This is a genomic window from Frateuria sp. sgz306004, from assembly GCF_057750885.1.
The window spans coordinates 109,223-124,841 of sequence record NZ_JBYLFE010000007.1 but is presented as its reverse complement, the minus strand read 5'-3'; the positions used below and the strand labels follow the sequence as shown (position 1 = coordinate 124,841).

16 protein-coding genes are annotated in these 15,619 nt (G+C 66.5%); 7 read left to right on the top strand and 9 right to left on the bottom strand.

Annotation, left to right across the window (positions count from 1 at the left end; all coding sequences use genetic code 11):
* Positions 1 to 118 precede the first annotated feature (118 nt).
* Positions 119 to 364, bottom strand: coding sequence for a hypothetical protein (locus AC3G2C_RS15790; RefSeq protein WP_488385588.1), 246 nt, complete (start codon positions 362 to 364; stop codon positions 119 to 121).
* A gap of 211 nt (positions 365 to 575) precedes the next feature.
* Between AC3G2C_RS15790 and AC3G2C_RS15785 the strand changes: the two genes are divergently transcribed.
* Positions 576 to 1,400, top strand: coding sequence for an AraC family transcriptional regulator (locus AC3G2C_RS15785; RefSeq protein ID WP_488385587.1), 825 nt, complete (start codon positions 576 to 578; stop codon positions 1,398 to 1,400).
* Between the two features lie 63 nt (positions 1,401 to 1,463).
* On the opposite strand, the gene AC3G2C_RS15780 is transcribed toward AC3G2C_RS15785, so the two are convergent.
* Positions 1,464 to 3,899 carry a S9 family peptidase gene (locus AC3G2C_RS15780; protein ID WP_488385586.1) on the bottom strand — a complete coding sequence of 812 codons (2,436 nt, stop codon included), beginning with the start codon at positions 3,897 to 3,899 and terminating at the stop codon, positions 1,464 to 1,466.
* A gap of 216 nt (positions 3,900 to 4,115) precedes the next feature.
* Between AC3G2C_RS15780 and AC3G2C_RS15775 the strand changes: the two genes are divergently transcribed.
* The 4 genes from AC3G2C_RS15775 (at position 4,116) to hemC (ending at position 7,589) form a co-directional block, all read left to right on the top strand.
* A complete protein-coding gene (locus tag AC3G2C_RS15775; protein ID WP_488385585.1) occupies positions 4,116 to 4,781 on the top strand; it encodes an alpha/beta hydrolase in 666 nt (221 codons plus the stop codon).
* 31 nt (positions 4,782 to 4,812) lie between these two features.
* Positions 4,813 to 5,880, top strand: coding sequence for a sensor histidine kinase (locus AC3G2C_RS15770; RefSeq protein WP_488385584.1), 1,068 nt, complete (start codon positions 4,813 to 4,815; stop codon positions 5,878 to 5,880).
* The gene (locus tag AC3G2C_RS15765) at positions 5,861 to 6,565 is read left to right on the top strand and encodes a LytR/AlgR family response regulator transcription factor (RefSeq protein ID WP_488385583.1); all 705 of its coding nucleotides are present in this window, start codon (positions 5,861 to 5,863) and stop codon (positions 6,563 to 6,565) included. Before AC3G2C_RS15770 ends, AC3G2C_RS15765 begins: the two co-directional genes overlap by 20 nt.
* Before the next feature lie 106 nt (positions 6,566 to 6,671).
* Positions 6,672 to 7,589, top strand: coding sequence for a hydroxymethylbilane synthase (gene hemC, locus AC3G2C_RS15760; RefSeq protein ID WP_488385582.1), 918 nt, complete (start codon positions 6,672 to 6,674; stop codon positions 7,587 to 7,589).
* 69 nt (positions 7,590 to 7,658) lie between these two features.
* Here the strand turns inward: hemC and AC3G2C_RS15755 are convergent, their stop codons facing one another.
* Both AC3G2C_RS15755 and AC3G2C_RS15750 read right to left on the bottom strand, forming a co-directional pair.
* Entirely contained in the window at positions 7,659 to 8,480 is an 822-nt protein-coding gene (locus AC3G2C_RS15755; RefSeq protein ID WP_488385581.1) for a DUF481 domain-containing protein, read from the bottom strand.
* A 114-nt stretch (positions 8,481 to 8,594) separates the two neighbouring features.
* Positions 8,595 to 9,491: a hypothetical protein gene (locus tag AC3G2C_RS15750; protein WP_488385580.1), complete on the bottom strand. Its 897-nt coding sequence runs from the start codon at positions 9,489 to 9,491 to the stop codon at positions 8,595 to 8,597.
* Between the two features lie 143 nt (positions 9,492 to 9,634).
* On the opposite strand from AC3G2C_RS15750, the gene AC3G2C_RS15745 reads away from it, so the two are divergent.
* Both AC3G2C_RS15745 and AC3G2C_RS15740 read left to right on the top strand, forming a co-directional pair.
* On the top strand, positions 9,635 to 10,618 hold the full coding sequence (locus AC3G2C_RS15745) for a helix-turn-helix transcriptional regulator (RefSeq protein WP_488385579.1): 984 nt from the start codon (positions 9,635 to 9,637) through the stop codon (positions 10,616 to 10,618).
* Positions 10,619 to 10,694: 76 nt separating this feature from the next.
* Entirely contained in the window at positions 10,695 to 11,639 is a 945-nt protein-coding gene (locus AC3G2C_RS15740; protein ID WP_488385578.1) for a patatin-like phospholipase family protein, read from the top strand.
* Positions 11,640 to 11,655: 16 nt separating this feature from the next.
* Here the strand turns inward: AC3G2C_RS15740 and AC3G2C_RS15735 are convergent, their stop codons facing one another.
* The 5 genes from AC3G2C_RS15735 to rsmG form a co-directional block, all read right to left on the bottom strand.
* Complete coding sequence (locus tag AC3G2C_RS15735) at positions 11,656 to 12,024, bottom strand: DUF488 domain-containing protein (RefSeq protein WP_488385577.1); 369 nt, start codon at positions 12,022 to 12,024, stop codon at positions 11,656 to 11,658.
* An 88-nt stretch (positions 12,025 to 12,112) separates the two neighbouring features.
* Positions 12,113 to 12,829: a glycosyltransferase gene (locus AC3G2C_RS15730; protein WP_488385576.1), complete on the bottom strand. Its 717-nt coding sequence runs from the start codon at positions 12,827 to 12,829 to the stop codon at positions 12,113 to 12,115.
* 187 nt (positions 12,830 to 13,016) lie between these two features.
* On the bottom strand, positions 13,017 to 13,892 hold the full coding sequence (locus tag AC3G2C_RS15725) for a ParB/RepB/Spo0J family partition protein (protein ID WP_488385575.1): 876 nt from the start codon (positions 13,890 to 13,892) through the stop codon (positions 13,017 to 13,019).
* A gap of 2 nt (positions 13,893 to 13,894) precedes the next feature.
* On the bottom strand, positions 13,895 to 14,776 hold the full coding sequence (locus tag AC3G2C_RS15720) for a ParA family protein (protein WP_488385574.1): 882 nt from the start codon (positions 14,774 to 14,776) through the stop codon (positions 13,895 to 13,897).
* Between the two features lie 53 nt (positions 14,777 to 14,829).
* Positions 14,830 to 15,465, bottom strand: coding sequence for a 16S rRNA (guanine(527)-N(7))-methyltransferase RsmG (gene rsmG / locus AC3G2C_RS15715; RefSeq protein ID WP_488385573.1), 636 nt, complete (start codon positions 15,463 to 15,465; stop codon positions 14,830 to 14,832).
* Positions 15,466 to 15,619: the final 154 nt, after the last annotated feature.

The window sequence follows — 15,619 nt, the reverse complement described above, 5'->3', positions numbered from 1 at the left end:
AGGGGAGATCCGCGGGGGCTTGTGGGCTCATGGAACGTGCATTCTATTGCCGAACAAATATTTGTCAAGGCAAATATGTTGCTGGTTGTTTTTGTTTCGGCAAAGTTACCCGCCCATGTCAGCCCGGCATGGCCTCCAGTTCGTCCGCCAGCCAGGTACGCAGGGCCGGGTCGCGCAGCTCGAATAGCTCGAATACGCCCAGGGCCCGCAAGGCTGGCAGCAACGCCAACAAGCGAGGCTCCATGGCACGGCGCGCCGCCTCGGGGGTAGCGGGGTCCAACATCTGGTGAGCGCAAGCCACGAAAGCCTCCAGCGGATCGGGCGGGAACGCAGCGGTGGGGCGGACAACAGTCATCATCGACATGAGGCAACTCCCTTGGGCGCCCCGGGGTTGAGGCCTGCCCTGGCAGCAAGGACGCGCCAGCAACGCCGGCCGTGACCGCACGGGACGCGGTCCGATCGTGAGGCGCCGAGCACCGCGAGCGACGGCAGCGGTGGGGGAATGGGCCGCATGATTGGGCACGCGCGTGATTTACTGTTAGCGTTATTTGGTCATTCTTTATCGAGAACCGGCCATGGGCCACGCCAGCACCACGGACGAGGAGGCGCTGTTCCACGCCCTGATCGAGCAGGTCGACGGCCCAGCCGTGATCGCCTACTGGAGCGAGGGCGAGGTCAACGGCGAGTTCGACCAAGGCACCCGCGAGTACGGCTGGCACGCACACGCACGCGGCCAGTTCTATTGCGTGGAAAGCGGGCTGGTGCACGTGCGCACGGCACGCGGTTCCTGGCTGCTGCCGCCGCACCGCGCCGGCTGGATGCCGCCGGGCATCGAGCACACGGTGAGCCTGAGCGGACGCATGAGCGGCTGGGGTGCCTTCGTGCGCCCCAGCGACTGCAGCGCCTTGCCCAGCGAGCCCTGCGTGATCGGGGTGACCGAACTGATGCGCGCGCTGGTGCGCCGCGCCAGCTCATGGACCTGGCAGCGCGAGCTCGATGCCAGCCAGGAGCGCCTCACCGCCGTGCTGCTGGAAGAGATCGGCCGCGCCCGCCACGAACCCTTGCATCTGCCGATGCCGGTGGACCGGCGCGCGCTGCGCATCGCGTTCGCCCTGCTGGAGCGTCCCGAGGACAACCGCGCGCTCGACGAATGGGCCGCCTGGGCAGGGCTTTCCACGCGCAGCCTGAGTCGCTTGTTCCGCAGCGAAACCGCGCTGAGCTTTGCCCAGTGGCGACAGCTCGCCCGCCTCTCGCGCGGACTGGAGCGACTGGCCGATGGCGAGCCGGTATCGGCTGTGGCCGATGCCCTGGGCTATGCCAGCGTGAGTGCCTTCGTCGCCATGTTCCGCCGCAGCTTCGGCCAGCCGCCAGCAAAGTATTTCGCCGCGCAAGCGGCGTGAACGCGTACGAAAAAGGCCGCCCCTTGAGGGGCGGCCTTTTCGCATGACGCCGTGTCGGCGGCGTTACGGCTTGACCGGCTTCACGTAGGTGTTGAACAACTCGTCGATGCGACGGTACTCGTCGTACCAGGAGTCCGGATGGGTGAAGCCGTGGCGCTCCATCGGGTACAGCGACATCCAGAAGTTGTTCTTGTGCAGCTCGATGAAGCGCTGGTATAGGCGCACGGTGTCGCTGGCCAGCACATTGTCGTCAATCAGGCCGTGCTGCATGAGCAGCGGGTCCTGCAGCTTATCGGCGTACTCGATCGGCGAACTGGTGGCGTAAGCCTCCGGATCGAGCTGGGGATCGTTGAGGATGTTGGAGGTGTATTCGTGGTTGTAGCTGGTCCAGTCGGTGACCGGGCGCAACGCGGATCCGGCAGCGAACTCACCCGGCGCACGCAGCAAGGACATCAGCGTCATGAAACCGCCGTAGCTGCCGCCGTAGATGCCCACGCGCTTGGGGTCCACGCCGCGGTTCTTCACCAGCCAGGCCTTGCCATCGAGCAGGTCTTCCAGTTCGGGGTGACCCATCTGGCGATAGATCGCGGTGCGCCAGTCGCGGCCGTAGCCTTCGGAGGCGCGGTAATCCATGTCCAGCACCACGTAACCCTGCTGCACGAGCAGGTTGTGGAACATCTGCTCGCGGAAATAGTTGGAGTAGCTCAGGGTGACGTTCTGCAGGTAGCCCGCACCGTGCACGAAGATCACCGCCGGGCGCGAAGCCGCCGCGCCCGCGTCGGCCGGGCCGTAGTACTTGGCCCAGACGGTGCCGGCACCATGCGAGGAGGGCACGCCCACGATCTGCGGGGCCAGCCAGGTGCGCGCGGTGTACTCGGGCTTCATGGTGTTGGTGAGCTCGCGCGGCGCGCCGCCGGCCGCATCCTGCACGGCGAGCTGCGGCAACACGTAGGGCGAGGAATGCAGCACGCCGAGCTGGCGACCATCCGGCGAGAGCACGAAATCGTTCATGCCCTGGTACTGCGTGACACGGCTGAGTTCACCGCCGGCGCTGGGCACGCGATACACGTCGTAGCTGTACGGCGCTACCTGGTTGGTACGCAGGTAGAACCACTGGCCGTCTTCGCTCAGCACGGGGTGGCTCACCTCGAACTTGCCGCTGGTGAGCGCCTTGGCCTTGCCGCCCAGGCTCTTGCTGTAGAGCTGCGAGTAGCCGGTTTCCTCGCTGAGGTACCACAGCGTGCGGCCATCATGCAGCCAACCGAAATCGTTGAAGTTCCAGTTGATCCAGGCGTTGTCGGTGAGGCGATGCTGGTTCACCAGCGCGTGCTTGTCGAAATCGACGCTGGCGATCCAGCGATCCTTGTTGTCGATGGCGCGCATCTGCACGGCCACGTTCTGGCCGTCGTCGCTCCACACGATGCCGCCGCCACCGCCATCATCGGCACCGGACACGATGCGCACGGCGCGCACGTCCGGCGCCTTCAGCGCCTTGGCTTCGTCCGCCTTGCCGGCTTTTTCCAGCGCGGCGACGGTCTTGGCGCGGATGTCCTTGAGCGGATCGTCCTTCATGCCCGGCAGCGCGTCGGTCTTGAGCGGGTAGAAGGTGGCGGCCTTCAGGTCCACCAGCACCAGCGACTGCGGCACGGGATCGTTGCGGCCCACGTAGGTGCGCGTGTCCTGCTGCTCGGCATAGCCGGAGTCGGTCACGTAATGCGTCACCTGCGGCTGCTTGCCTTCCTTGGCGCCCTTGGGCTGGGTCACCACCAGCATCCAGCGGCCATCGGGCGACAGTTCGGTATCCACGGGCTCGCCGCCTTCGCCAAGGAAAATGGGCTTAGGCGCGCGACCTGGGTCAGCGGCGGCGAGGGCGTCGTCATTGGCGCGCTGGGCATCCTTGTCGGACTTGTTCTCGCGCAGCGCCTTGAAGAGCTCTTGTTGCTGACGCCCCAATGCATCGGGCTTCTTGGCCTGCGGATCGTCCACGTAGCGCAGCACCGCCGCCGGTGCGTTCACGCCGCTGGCAATGTCGTAGACGAACCAGTTGTTGCCCTGGCGGTACTGCAGGCTGCGTGCGTCGCTGGAGAAGCGCGGGGAAGATTCCGCCTCGCTGCTGCGCGTGACCTGCACGCGGCGGCCGCTGGACAGCTCCACCAGAAACACGTCGCCGTGGCGCACGAAGGCCGCGTAGCGGTGCGCGCGGTCGTACACGGCCGGGCCATCGGCCTGGGCCACGGCGGCCGGGTCGAGCTTCACGCTCTGGCCGCTGGCCAGGTCCACCTTGTACAGGTCGCGCACCTTGCTGCCGTCGCGCTTGAGCGCGTAGTACAGCCTGCGGCCGTCCACGCTCCAGTATGGGGATTCCACCGCGGCGCCGATCCAATCCGGATTGGCCATGACGGTGTCCAAGTCCAACGACCCGCCCTGGGCGGCCGGCGAGAGTGCCGCCGCGGGCAACGTGGCGAGGGCGGCAAGGCCGGCGAACAACATTCGGCGCATGGGTGGCTCCACAGTCAAAACACCGCAGCATAGCCAAGGCGCCACGCCAGGCAAGCGCCGAAGGTATCGGTTCAAAGGAAACGCCGCGACATTTACCCTGGTCGGGCAGGGGAGCGTTTCCTTGTCGTCCCGATGGGGTGTTCGCGCGTTTGGGGATTCTTTCGGGGCGCCCATGAGGCATCCTTTCCCAAGCCCCATATCCCCTCGCGAGACCCCATGATCCTGCCGACCGTCGAAACCGAAACTGCGCCCCATCCCACCCATAGCGTGATCTGGCTGCATGGCCTGGGCGCCGACGGCAACGACTTCGCCCCGATCGTGCCCGAGTTGGTAGCGCCCGAGTGGCCGGCGCTGCGCTTTGTGTTCCCTCATGCGCCGGTGCGGCCGGTCACCGTCAATGGCGGTATGCCCATGCGCGCGTGGTACGACATCGCCGGCGTCGATCTGGTCTCTCGCCAAGACGAAAGCGGCATGCGCGCCTCGGTCGCCAGCGTGGACGCATTGATCGCTCGCGAGAACGAGCGTGGCGTGCCCGCCGAGCGCATTCTGCTGGCGGGCTTCTCGCAGGGCGGCGCCATTGCGCTGTCCGCTGGCCTGCGCCACGCCCAGCGCCTGGCGGGTATCGTCGCGCTGTCCACCTATCTGCCACTGCAAGATTCCCTGTCGAGTGAACGCAGCGCGGCCAATGCCCATGCGCCGATCTTCTGGGGCCACGGCACCGGCGACCCCATCGTGCCGCTCACCCGTGGCGTCGCCTCGCGCGACCTGCTCAAGGGGCTGGGCTATCCAGTGGATTGGCACACCTACCCGATGCCGCATTCGGTTTGCGCCGAAGAAGTAGCCGACCTGCGGCAATGGATGGGCGTGCGCCTGGTCGCCTGAGAACGCCCAGGCATGCGGCATACTTCGCCGCATGACGGATACCGCCACCGATACCGCCACGCCTCGTCGGGCCGAACCCCCGCTGCTGCCGGATTTCTGCAGCGCGCCGGTAGTGTTCGCGCTGCTGGTGGTCGGCGCCATCACGGTGACGGTGATGTGGCTGGCCCCCAACAACGCCCATGGCTGGCGCGGCTACAGCATGGGCATGCTGTTCGCCTGTTGGCTGGCGCTGGTCGTAGGCGTGGCGCTTTGCAAGCTGCGCCCGCTGTTGCAGCGCCTGCCCTGGCAATTGCCCTATGCGGGCGTGTGGCTGGTGATGGTGTTGATCGTGGCGGCGGCAAGCGCCTTGGTGCACTGGCTGGACAATGCCTTGCAGATGGAGCTGCTAGGCGACACGGCGCGCACGTTCGTGGGCTACAACAGTGCCATCGCGGCCCTGCTGGGCGCGGCCATGCTGCGCTATTTCTACCTGCAGGCGCAGTGGCAGACACGCGTGGCCGCCGTAGCCACCGCGCAAGTGGCCGCGCTGCAGGCGCGCATCCGGCCCCACTTCCTGTTCAACAGCATGAACACCGTAGCCGCGCTGGTGCGAGTCGACCCCGCCGCCGCTGAGCGAACGGTGGAAGACCTGTCCGAGCTATTTCGCGCGGCGCTGGGGGAGCACGGCTCGCGCGACGGCACCCTGGGTGAAGAACTCACGTTGGTCGATCGTTACCTCGCCATCGAGCAACTGCGCCTGGGCGAGCGTCTGCGCGTGCGGCGCGAGCTGGATAGCCTGCCGGCCGACTTTCCGCTGCCTCGCCTGCTGCTTCAACCACTGGTGGAGAACGCAGTGCGCCATGGCATACAGCCCATGCGCGAAGGCGGCGAAGTGATCTTGCGTGGTCACCACGAACGCGGTGGCATCGTCATCGAAATCGACAACCCTTGCCCGGCCGAGCCCGGCCCCGGCGGCCATGGGCATGGCCTGGACAACGTGCGCCAGCGCGTGGCCTATCGTTATGGCACGCACGCGCGCATGTCCGCCGGGCCGGTGAAGGGTCGCTTTATCGTCCGCCTGCAGCTTCCGGAACCCGAGCATGCGCGTCCTGATCGTTGACGACGAACCCTTGGCCCGCGCCCGCCTGGCAGCGTTGCTGGGCGAATGCCCGAACGTGGAAATCGCCGGCAGCGTGGGCGATGCGGAGACCGCGCTGGGCATGCTCGACGAGACACAGCCGGACGTGCTGCTGCTGGACATCAACATGCCCGGCATGAGCGGCACCGCGCTGGCCCAGCGATTGGCCGCCCGCAAGCGCCCGCAGGTGGTGTTTTGCACCGCCTACGAGAACCATGCCCTGCATGCCTTCGAGCTGGGCGCGGTGGATTACCTGCTCAAGCCAGTGCGGCTGGAACGTCTGCAAGAAGCCTTGCAGCGCGCGGAGCAGCGCCTGCTGCAAACGCCGCGCGAGTCGGTGAACTACCTGCATGGCCGCCTCGGTGGCGAGCAGGTCCGCGTGGCGCTGGACGACGTGGTGTGCCTACTGGCCGAAGAAAAGTACGTGGTGGTGCAGCACCGCGGTGGTCAGCTTCTGCTGGAAGATTCGCTGCGCCAGTTGGAGGAAACCTATCCACAGGCGCTGACCCGCCTGCATCGCAATTGCCTCGTACCAACACAGCGACTGGTGGGCTTGAAGACCCTGGCTGACGGTCGCGTATTGGCGCGCCTGAGCGGCACCGAACTCACGCCCGAGGTGAGTCGCCGCAACCTGCCGGGTCTGCGCCGATTGTTGCGCATGGGGTGAGCGCCGTGCGACGTCATGGTGGCCTCGCACCCCCTGCGCCCGCTGCCGCAATTACGCGACAATAGCGGCCCACCGTCGCGACGGCGCGGCGCTCCATGAGATATCCATGATTCCATCGACCCTGCGCATCGCCACCCGCAAGAGCGCGCTCGCCCTGTGGCAGGCCGAACACGTCGCCGCCGAACTGCGCCTGGCGCATCCCGGGCTGCTGGTGGAACTGGTGCCGATGTCCACGCGCGGCGATGAGATCCTGGACAAGCCGCTGGCCACCATCGGCGGCAAGGGCCTGTTCCTCAAGGAACTGGAAGTGGCGATGCTGGAGGGGCGCGCGGACCTGGCTGTGCACTCGCTCAAGGACGTTCCGGCGGAGTTGGAGCCGGGCTTTGCCTTGCCGGCCATCCTGCCGCGTGCCGATGCCGCCGATGCCTTCGTGAGCAACGACTTCGCCGACCTTGCCGCACTGCCGCTGGGTGCGCGCGTGGGCACCTCGTCGCTGCGCCGCCAGGCGCAACTGCGTGCGGTGCGACCGGACCTGACCCTGCTCGACCTGCGGGGCAATGTGGGTACACGCCTGTCCAAGCTCGATGCAGGCCATTACGACGCCATCCTGCTCGCTTGCGCCGGGTTGGAGCGGCTGGGCTTGGCGAGCCGCATCCGCAGCCGCCTCAGTGCACCCGACTGGCTACCGGCACCGGGTCAGGCCGCCATTGCCATTGAAGCGCGCGCCGACCAAGCGGGCGTACTCGACCTGCTTGCCGCGCTGGACGATGCACAGACGCGCCTGGCGGTGACCGCCGAGCGCGCCATGAATCAGGCACTGGGCGGCAGTTGCACGGTGCCGGTGGGCGCATGGTGCACGGTGACCGAGCGCGGGCTGCATCTACGCGGCATGGTGGGTGATGTCGACAGCGGCCGCCTGCTGTTGGCGGAGTCCGAGGCCAATGGCGATCGCGCCACCGCGCTGGGCCTGGAGGTGGCGGAGGCGTTGTTTGCACAGGGTGCGAGGACGCTGCTCGGCCACTGAGGGCGGTGACTGTCCCCTAAAAAAAGCCCCGCCAATGGCGGGGCTTTTTGCATCAGGTCTAACGCCAACTCAGAAGTTGTAGACCAGATTCGTGGTGAGCAGCGTATCGGTGTGCTTGGTGTTGACCTGCACGTCGCTGTTGTAACGCATCTGGTAGCCCAGCTTGAGCGCCATCTTGCGCGTCATGCTGACCGACAGGCCGATGTCGTTCTGGTAGTACTTGTTCTTGGAGCCCGCTTCGATCAGCAGGGTGTCTTCCAGCGCGGTGTTGTCGGTGAGGCGGTACTTGTAGTTGATCAGGCCACGACCAACCACTTCGCTCTGCGAATCCTGGCGCACGGTGGTGTTCACACCGTTCACTTCCTCGGTGAGGTCAGCCGGGCGATAGCGCTTGTAACCGGGGCCGACTTCGAAAGACAGCTCGGTGCGCTCGGTCTTCAACGCGATGTAGCCGTAACCGACCGACACGATGCCCTGCCACAGGTTGGCGCCGAAATCGTCATGCTCGTAACGCGCGGCGGTCACGATGTAGCTACGCGGATCGAGCTTGTAGCCCACCGAGGCGCCGGTGTCGTAGCGGTTGGCCGTGGTGGTGAGGCGACCGATCTCGGCACCGGTGGACTGGTCCACCACCTGCACCTCGCCCTTGGAGCGCAGGCCGTTGAGGAAGAAGTTGTTCTTCCACAGGTCGTTTTCCTGGCTCAGGCCGAGCTTGGCGTTGATGTTCTCCGAACGGGAGTTGCCGTAGGAGGAGGCGAAACCGAACTCACCCGAACCCGTCCAACCACCGTTGTCGGCCGGGTTGGAAGCAGGAGCCGGGGCATCATCGGCCTGTGCGCCAAAACTCACCAGCGCAGCGAGCAAGGCGCCCGCCATCAGGGTCTTCTTCATGGGGGATTGTTCCTTTTTCGTTAAACAACAACAGGCCGCCACCTTAACGGGGCGATTTGAACTGCCTGTGAACAGGGGCCCGCGCCCCCCGACGCGACGCGTCAGGTGGGCCGGTCAGCGATCGTCCGGAAGGGCCGCCAGGGCCCCATCATACAAACTCAGCTCGATGCCCATGCCCCAAAGGCAACTCAGGGCGGCCACGGCAGCGGCCAACAGGCGGCCATCGTCGAAACTGGCCAGCAGCAGGGCGGCGCAGGGCACGGCGTATTCCAGGGCGGCGGCCAGGTAGCGGCGAGGCTGCAGCTCCAGGCGGCTCGGCGCGCCTGGCAGCCGCAGCAGGACCGCCTGCCAGCGCAGGTTTTCCACCAACCCGCGCAATAGCGCCAACATCAGCAGCACGATGATCCAGTTAAGCGTGGTGATGCCGTCACTGTCCTGACCCGCCAGGCAAAGCCATAGCCACAGGCCGCCAGCATAAGCGGCGGTGATGACGCGGCTGAGCGGCAATTGCGTGGCGAGGCGTAGGTCCATGGCGGGTACGCGTCGGCGAGCATCCCCGAAAGCGGTGACGATAAGGGTGGTCAGACTGCACACCGCCAGCGCAGCCGCGGCTAGTCGCGTGACCCAGAATGCGTTATCGCCACGCGCCAGGCCGGCCACCGCCAGCACCGGCAGAATGGTGGACAGCGCCACCAACGCATCGCGCGTGGGGCGCGAACCCGGGCCGATGTGCCATCCATGCCAGTTCGGCATCCATCGCGCTCTCACGCAGGCACAGAGCAAACCCACGCCAATGAGCACCGCGCCAAGCGCCAGCGGCACCAGTGCCTCGCCGCGACCGGCCGGATACACACCCACCGCCATGCACAATCCCAGCAGCATCCACACACCGAAGCCGCCAGAGGACGCCACGTGCAGCAAGGTGGTCGGCAAGGCGCGTGGTGGGATAGCCGAAGCGCGATGCAGGCCTTCGTGGGCGGCCTCGGTTTGGGCGTCGTTTCGTGGCTTCATAAGGGTTCTGTCGTCTGTGCGTGAAGAGCAGATCATCAGGGCATGACTGCCGCGTGATTCCGCGCGCTTCCACCGTAGGTTGTACTTGCGGAGGCTGCCCACGGTGCGCATGCTACGCGGAGGCTGCCGTCGAAAATCATTTCATGGATCGTTACGAGCGCATTTTGACCTTGCACCGACTGCTCAAGTCGGCGCATTACCCTGTGCCCCTCCCTCGCCTGATGGACGAGCTGGAGTGCTCCCGCGCGACGCTTTATCGCGACGTGGCGTTCCTGCGCGATGCGCTGGGCGCACCGATCGAGAGCGCGGGCGGCGAGCATGCCGCATTCCGCTATGCGGCGGGCGAGGGTGAACGCTTTGAACTGCCCGGCTTGTGGCTGACCTCCGACGAGTTGGCCGCGCTGCTGGCGCTCAACGAATTGATCGGTCGCAGTGGCCCGGGCGTGCTGGCCGGTGCGCTGGCGCCGTTCAAGGCGCGCATCGAGCACCTGCTGTCCGACCAAGGCAGCGGCAAGGCGCTGCCTATCGAGCGCATCCGTGTGATCGCCTGGGGCGAACGCAAGCTCGATCAGCAGGTATTCCGCGTGGTCGCCGGCGCCGTGCTCGAGCGCAAGCAACTGCGCTTCCGCTATCGCGCGCGCACCACCAACAGTGACAGCCATCGCCGCGTGTCGCCGCAACGCCTGACCCACTACCGCGACAACTGGTACCTGGACGTGTGGGACCACGACCGCGAAGCACTGCGCAGCTTTGCGGTAGACCGCATCGCCGAACCGCAGGCGCTGGATGACGCCGCCCGCGATGTGCCGGAGAACGAGCTGAACGACGCGCTCGCCTCCAGCTATGGCATCTTCGCCGGCAAGCCCAAGGCCTGGGCCACCATCCGTTTCTCTCAGCACGCCGCGCGCTGGGTGGCGGATGAGCACTGGCATTCGCAGCAGAAGGGCGAGTGGCTGCCCGACGGGCGCTTCGAATTGCAGGTGCCGTACTCCAACTCCAAGGAACTGCTGATGGACGTGCTCAAGTACGGTCCTGATGCGGAGGTGGTGGCGCCGCTGTCGCTGCGCGAAGAGATGAAGATCCAGCTGCAACTGGCGCTCACCGGCTACCAGCAGCCGCCACGCTGACGCTCGGCGGCTTGCCAAGGGACGCCGAGGGGGCGACGCTAGAGCGCGTCCCCGTGCTCCAGGCAAGCGTTCCTCCATGAGCCCTACCGACATCGCCGAATCCTCTGCCTTGCCTGCTGAAAGCGTCGCCACACGCAAACCGACCGTGGCGCTCGCGCTAGGTTCCGGCGGTGCCAAAGGCTTGGCCCACATTGGCGCCATCGAGGAGATCGAAGCGCAAGGCTACGAGATCGTCGCCATCGCCGGCACCTCGATGGGCGCGCTGATCGGTGGCATCTATGCAGCCGGCAAGCTGGAGGTGTATCGCGATTGGGTCTCCGCACTCGCCAAGATGGACGTGCTCAAGCTCGTCGACTGGACCCTCTCCGGCGGCGGTCTGATCAAGGGTGAGCGCATCATCGACACCTTGCGCGCACTGGTGGGCGACGCCTTGATCGAAGATCTGCCGCTCGCTTACACGGCCGTCGCCACCGACATGGAGCGCGAACGCGAGGTGTGGCTCACGCGTGGCTCGTTGTTCGATGCCATTCGCGCGTCCATCGCCATACCCACGGTGTTTCGCCCCCATACACTGGCCGATCGCACCTTGGTCGACGGTGGCTTGCTGAACCCGGTGCCGGTGACGCCGTTGATCCGCGAAACGGCGGACTACCTGTTCGCAGTGAGTCTGGACGGGCCGCCCGATCCCGGCACACCCGACGAGTTGACGGCCACCGAGAGCAGCGAGCCGGATAGCTACCGCGCACGCATCGGCGACTTCATCGGCAAGCTGATGCCACACGGTGCGGACAAGCCGCGCGAGCCGGGCATGATGGAGCTACTCACTCAATCGATGGACCTGATGCAGGCCAATCTCTCTCGCCTGCGCCTGGCCGCGTACGAGCCGGATCTTTTGATCCGCATGCCGCGCAACGTCGCCATGGTCTACGAGTTCTATCGCGCCCGCGAGCTGATCGAAACGGGGCGCGAGCAGGCGCGTCGCGCGCTGGCGCAGTGGCAGCCGATGCATCGCCAGCGCTGACGGTGAAGGCCCTCGCTCACGGCGGGCCGTGGTCCTTGAGCAAGGGCTCCAGGTAGCTCTTCAAGGCAACAGCGTTGTTGTGCTCTTCATCGCGGGCGCCGTAGAGCAGGGTGACCCGATGACGGGCGGCCTGCGTAAGCAGCGGGCGCCAATGCTCGGCGGCGGCATCCAGCTCGCCCGCGTAGCGATGGCGAAAGCCCTCCCATCGCGCCGGGTCATGACCGAACCATTTGCGAAGCGCGGCCGAAGGCGCCAGTTCCTTGCTCCAGGCGTCGAGCGCGGCGTCTTCCTTCGTGAGCCCGCGCGGCCACAGACGATCCACCAGCACGCGATAGCCATCGTTCCGACTGGGCGGATCGTAAACGCGCTTGACGGCGATACTCATGGGCGGGCGGCCTCCAGCAACGGAGGATCATCAGCATACGCCCATGAAGGACCCGTCATGAAACGGCCCGCCAAGCGGGCCGCGTCATTCAGATTTCTTCGACCTGGGTAACCTTGCCACGGCGCATCAGCCACGCCACGCCACGCAGGTCGGCCAAGCCCACCCACAGGCGATCGAGCATGCCGTACTTGGACGTACCCGCCGTGCGCGGGCGATGGCCCACCGGCACGCTGGTGCTCTGGAAGCCCGCGCGCTTCACCAGCGCCGGCAGATAGCGGTGCATGTGGTCGAAGTAGGGCAAGCGCAGGAACACGTCGCGATCGAACAGCTTGAGGCCGCAGCCGGTATCGGGCGTGCTGTCCTTGAGCATGCGCGAGCGCACCGCATTGGCGATCTTGGACGAAATGCGCTTGTTGAAGCTGTCACGACGCGTGGTGCGCCAGCCGGCGAACAGGCGCACATCCGGCGCCGCGCCATCGCGCGAGGCCAGCAACTTGGGAATATCGGCCGGATCGTTCTGGCCATCGCCGTCGAGCGTGGCGATCCACGGCGAGCGCGCCGCACGCACGCCGTTCCACACCGCGGTGCTCTGCCCGCTGCGGGTGAGGTGGCGCACGATGCGCAGCTCCGGGTACTTGGCCTTTTCGGCAGCCAGTACAGCCACGCTGTCGTCGCTGGAGTCGTCGTCCACGTAGATGATCTCGAAATCGATCTTGCCGCGCAGGGCGGTGGCGATTTCGGCGAGCAGCGGCGGAATGTTGTCGCGCTCGTTGAACACCGGCACGACGACGGACAGTAGGGGCATGGGGAAGGCCTTGTCTCTAAACAGGGGGGCGCGTGGCGCCAGGGCGCCATTCTAGTGGCTGAAAGGCCTGGCGTCAGGGTCGCGCACGCTTCGCCGCGGGCGCAGGAGCGGGAGCGGGCGATCACGCGGCCCAACCATGTGGGGGCGATGGGCGGGGTCGGGTATGCCGCAACCCCGCGGCCGAGCCTCAGCGGATCTTGCCGAGGATGCCTTCCAACTCGTCATTGCTGTGGTAATGGATCACCAGCTTGCCCTTGCCGCCACGGCCCTGCGCAAGCTCCACGCGAGTGGCGAAGCGTTCGGCCAGCTCGCGCTCCAACGCGTCCACGTTGGGATCGCGGCCATGTGTGCTTTTGGCTTTGCCCTTGGGCTCGGTCTGCGCGCGGCGGGCGGCTTCCTCCAGCTCACGCACGCTCCAGCCGTGGCGGGAGGCTTCCAGAGCCAGGCCTTCGGCCAGGCTTTCGGGCAGGGTGATCAGGCAGCGCGCGTGGCCCATCTCCAGCTTGCCCTCGTCGAGCAGGCGCTTGATGGACACCGGCAACTCGGTGAGGCGCAACAGGTTGGACACGGCCGCGCGCGAGCGGCCCACGGCGTCTGCCGCCTGCTGGTGGGTAAGGTCGAAATCGTCGATCAGGCGCTTGAGCGCGTCGGCTTCTTCCAGCGGGGTGAGGTCCTGGCGCTGGATGTTCTCGATCAGCGCCATGGCCGGCACGGCCACTTCCGGCACGTCCTTCACCAGCACCGGCAGCTCGTGCAGTTGCGCGCGCTGGGCGGCGCGCCAGCGGCGCTCACCGGCGATCAACTCATAGCTGTTCTTGCCGATGGCGCGTACCACCACCGGCTGGATCAGGCCCTGGGCGCGAATGGAGGCGGCCAGTTCATCCAGCGCTTCATCGTTCCAATGGCGGCGCGGCTGGTACTTGCCGGGCTGAATCTGCTGGATGGGCAGGGTGCGCAGCTCGCCTTCCTGCTCAAGTACCGAGGGCTTGCCCGGTTCGTCGGCACCACCACCCAGCAGCGCATCGAGCCCACGTCCCAGGCCCCGTTTTTTCGCAGCGGACATGCTTACTCCTGATGGATGTCGACGGTGTCGTCGAGCGTCTCGTCGTCGGCGTCATGCAGCTCCACGCCAGCCACGTCGCTCGTGTGGTCAGCCGCGTGGTCGCCAGCGGCGGGCAGATGCTGGCCGCGCTCGCGACGAATGATTTCACCGGCCAGGCCAATGTAGGCGATCGCGCCACGCGAGCTGCGATCGTACAGGTGGATCGGCTGCCCGTGACTGGGTGCCTCGGCCAAGCGCACGTTGCGCGGAATGATGGAGCGCAGCACCTTGTCGCCAAAATGCTGGGTGAGCTGGGCCGAGACTTCGTTGCCGAGGTTGTTGCGCACGTCGTACATGGTGCGCAGCAGGCCTTCGATCTCCAGCGCGGGATTCAGGCGCTGGCGCACGGCCTTGACGGTGTCGAGCAGGCTGGAGAGGCCTTCGAGCGCGAAGTATTCGCACTGCACCGGAATGAGCAGGCCATTGGCTGCCGCCAGCGCGTTGAGCGTGAGCAGGTGCAGCGAGGGCGGGCAGTCGATCAGCACGGTGTCGTAGCGGTCGGCTACGCGCGCGAGCGCATCCTTCAGGCGACTCTCGCGGGCGATCGCATCCATCAGCTTGATCTCGGCGGCGGTGAGGTCACCGTTGCCAGGCAGCAAGTCGTAATGGGCTTCGGTCTTCACCACCGCCTGTTCGATCGGTGCCTCATCGAGCAGCACTTCGCAGCCGTTGGGCTTGGCTACGCGCTTGTCCACACCCGACGCCATGGTCGCATTGCCCTGCGGGTCCAGATCCACCAGCAACACGCGGCGCTTTGCAGCAGCCAGCGCGGCGGCGAGGTTGACGGCGGTGGTGGTCTTGCCGACGCCGCCCTTCTGGTTGGCGACAGCGATGATGCGGGCCATGGTGTCGTCGATACCGTGAACAAAGGAAAAGGGGGGCTAGATTAACAGCCTGATCATCCGCCTGTACGGCCGATCACCACCAGGTGACGTTCGCCGCCGACCTCCGGCACCGCCAGCGTATGGATGGCACGCACCTCGAAACCTGCCGGCACGCCGGCCAGTTCCTCCTCGGGATGCCTGCCCTTCATGGCGAGCCAGGTGCCCTCCTTGGTCAAAAGATGACCACCCCAGGTCAGCATGTCAGCCAGGCTGGCAAAGGCGCGGGCGGTGATGCAGTCGAACTGGCCTTCCACCTCTTCCACGCGCGACTGCACGGCGCGCACGCCTTCGAGCTTGAGCGAGCGGATGGCTTCGCGCAGGAAACGCACCTTTTTACCGTTGGAATCGACCAGCAACACCTCGCGCCCCGGCGCGGCGATGGCCAGCGGGATGCCGGGCAGGCCGGGGCCGGTGCCCAGGTCCGCCAGGCTGCGGCCCTGCACGTAGGGGAGGATGGCCAACGAATCGACCAGGTGGCGGCTCACCATCTCCAGCGGATCGCGCACGGCGGTGAGGTTGTAGGTGGCGTTCCAGCGCGCCAGCAGCGCCTGGTAATCGAGCAGGCGCTCCACCGCTTCGGCCGGCAATTGCAGGCCCAGCGAGGCGATGCCGCGTTCCAGCCGGGTTTGCAGTTCGTGGCGCGAGGTCATGGGAAACACCTTGGAAAATCGAGGGCCGCAAGTATCCGGGCGTAGCGGTCCCGACGCCAGCGCAAAGAAAAACCCGCCGTAGCGGGTTTGTGCAATGCCCCTGTGGCGGGTGCTCTTGGGGCAGCCTTCGCCAGGGCCTGACCGTGCAACATCG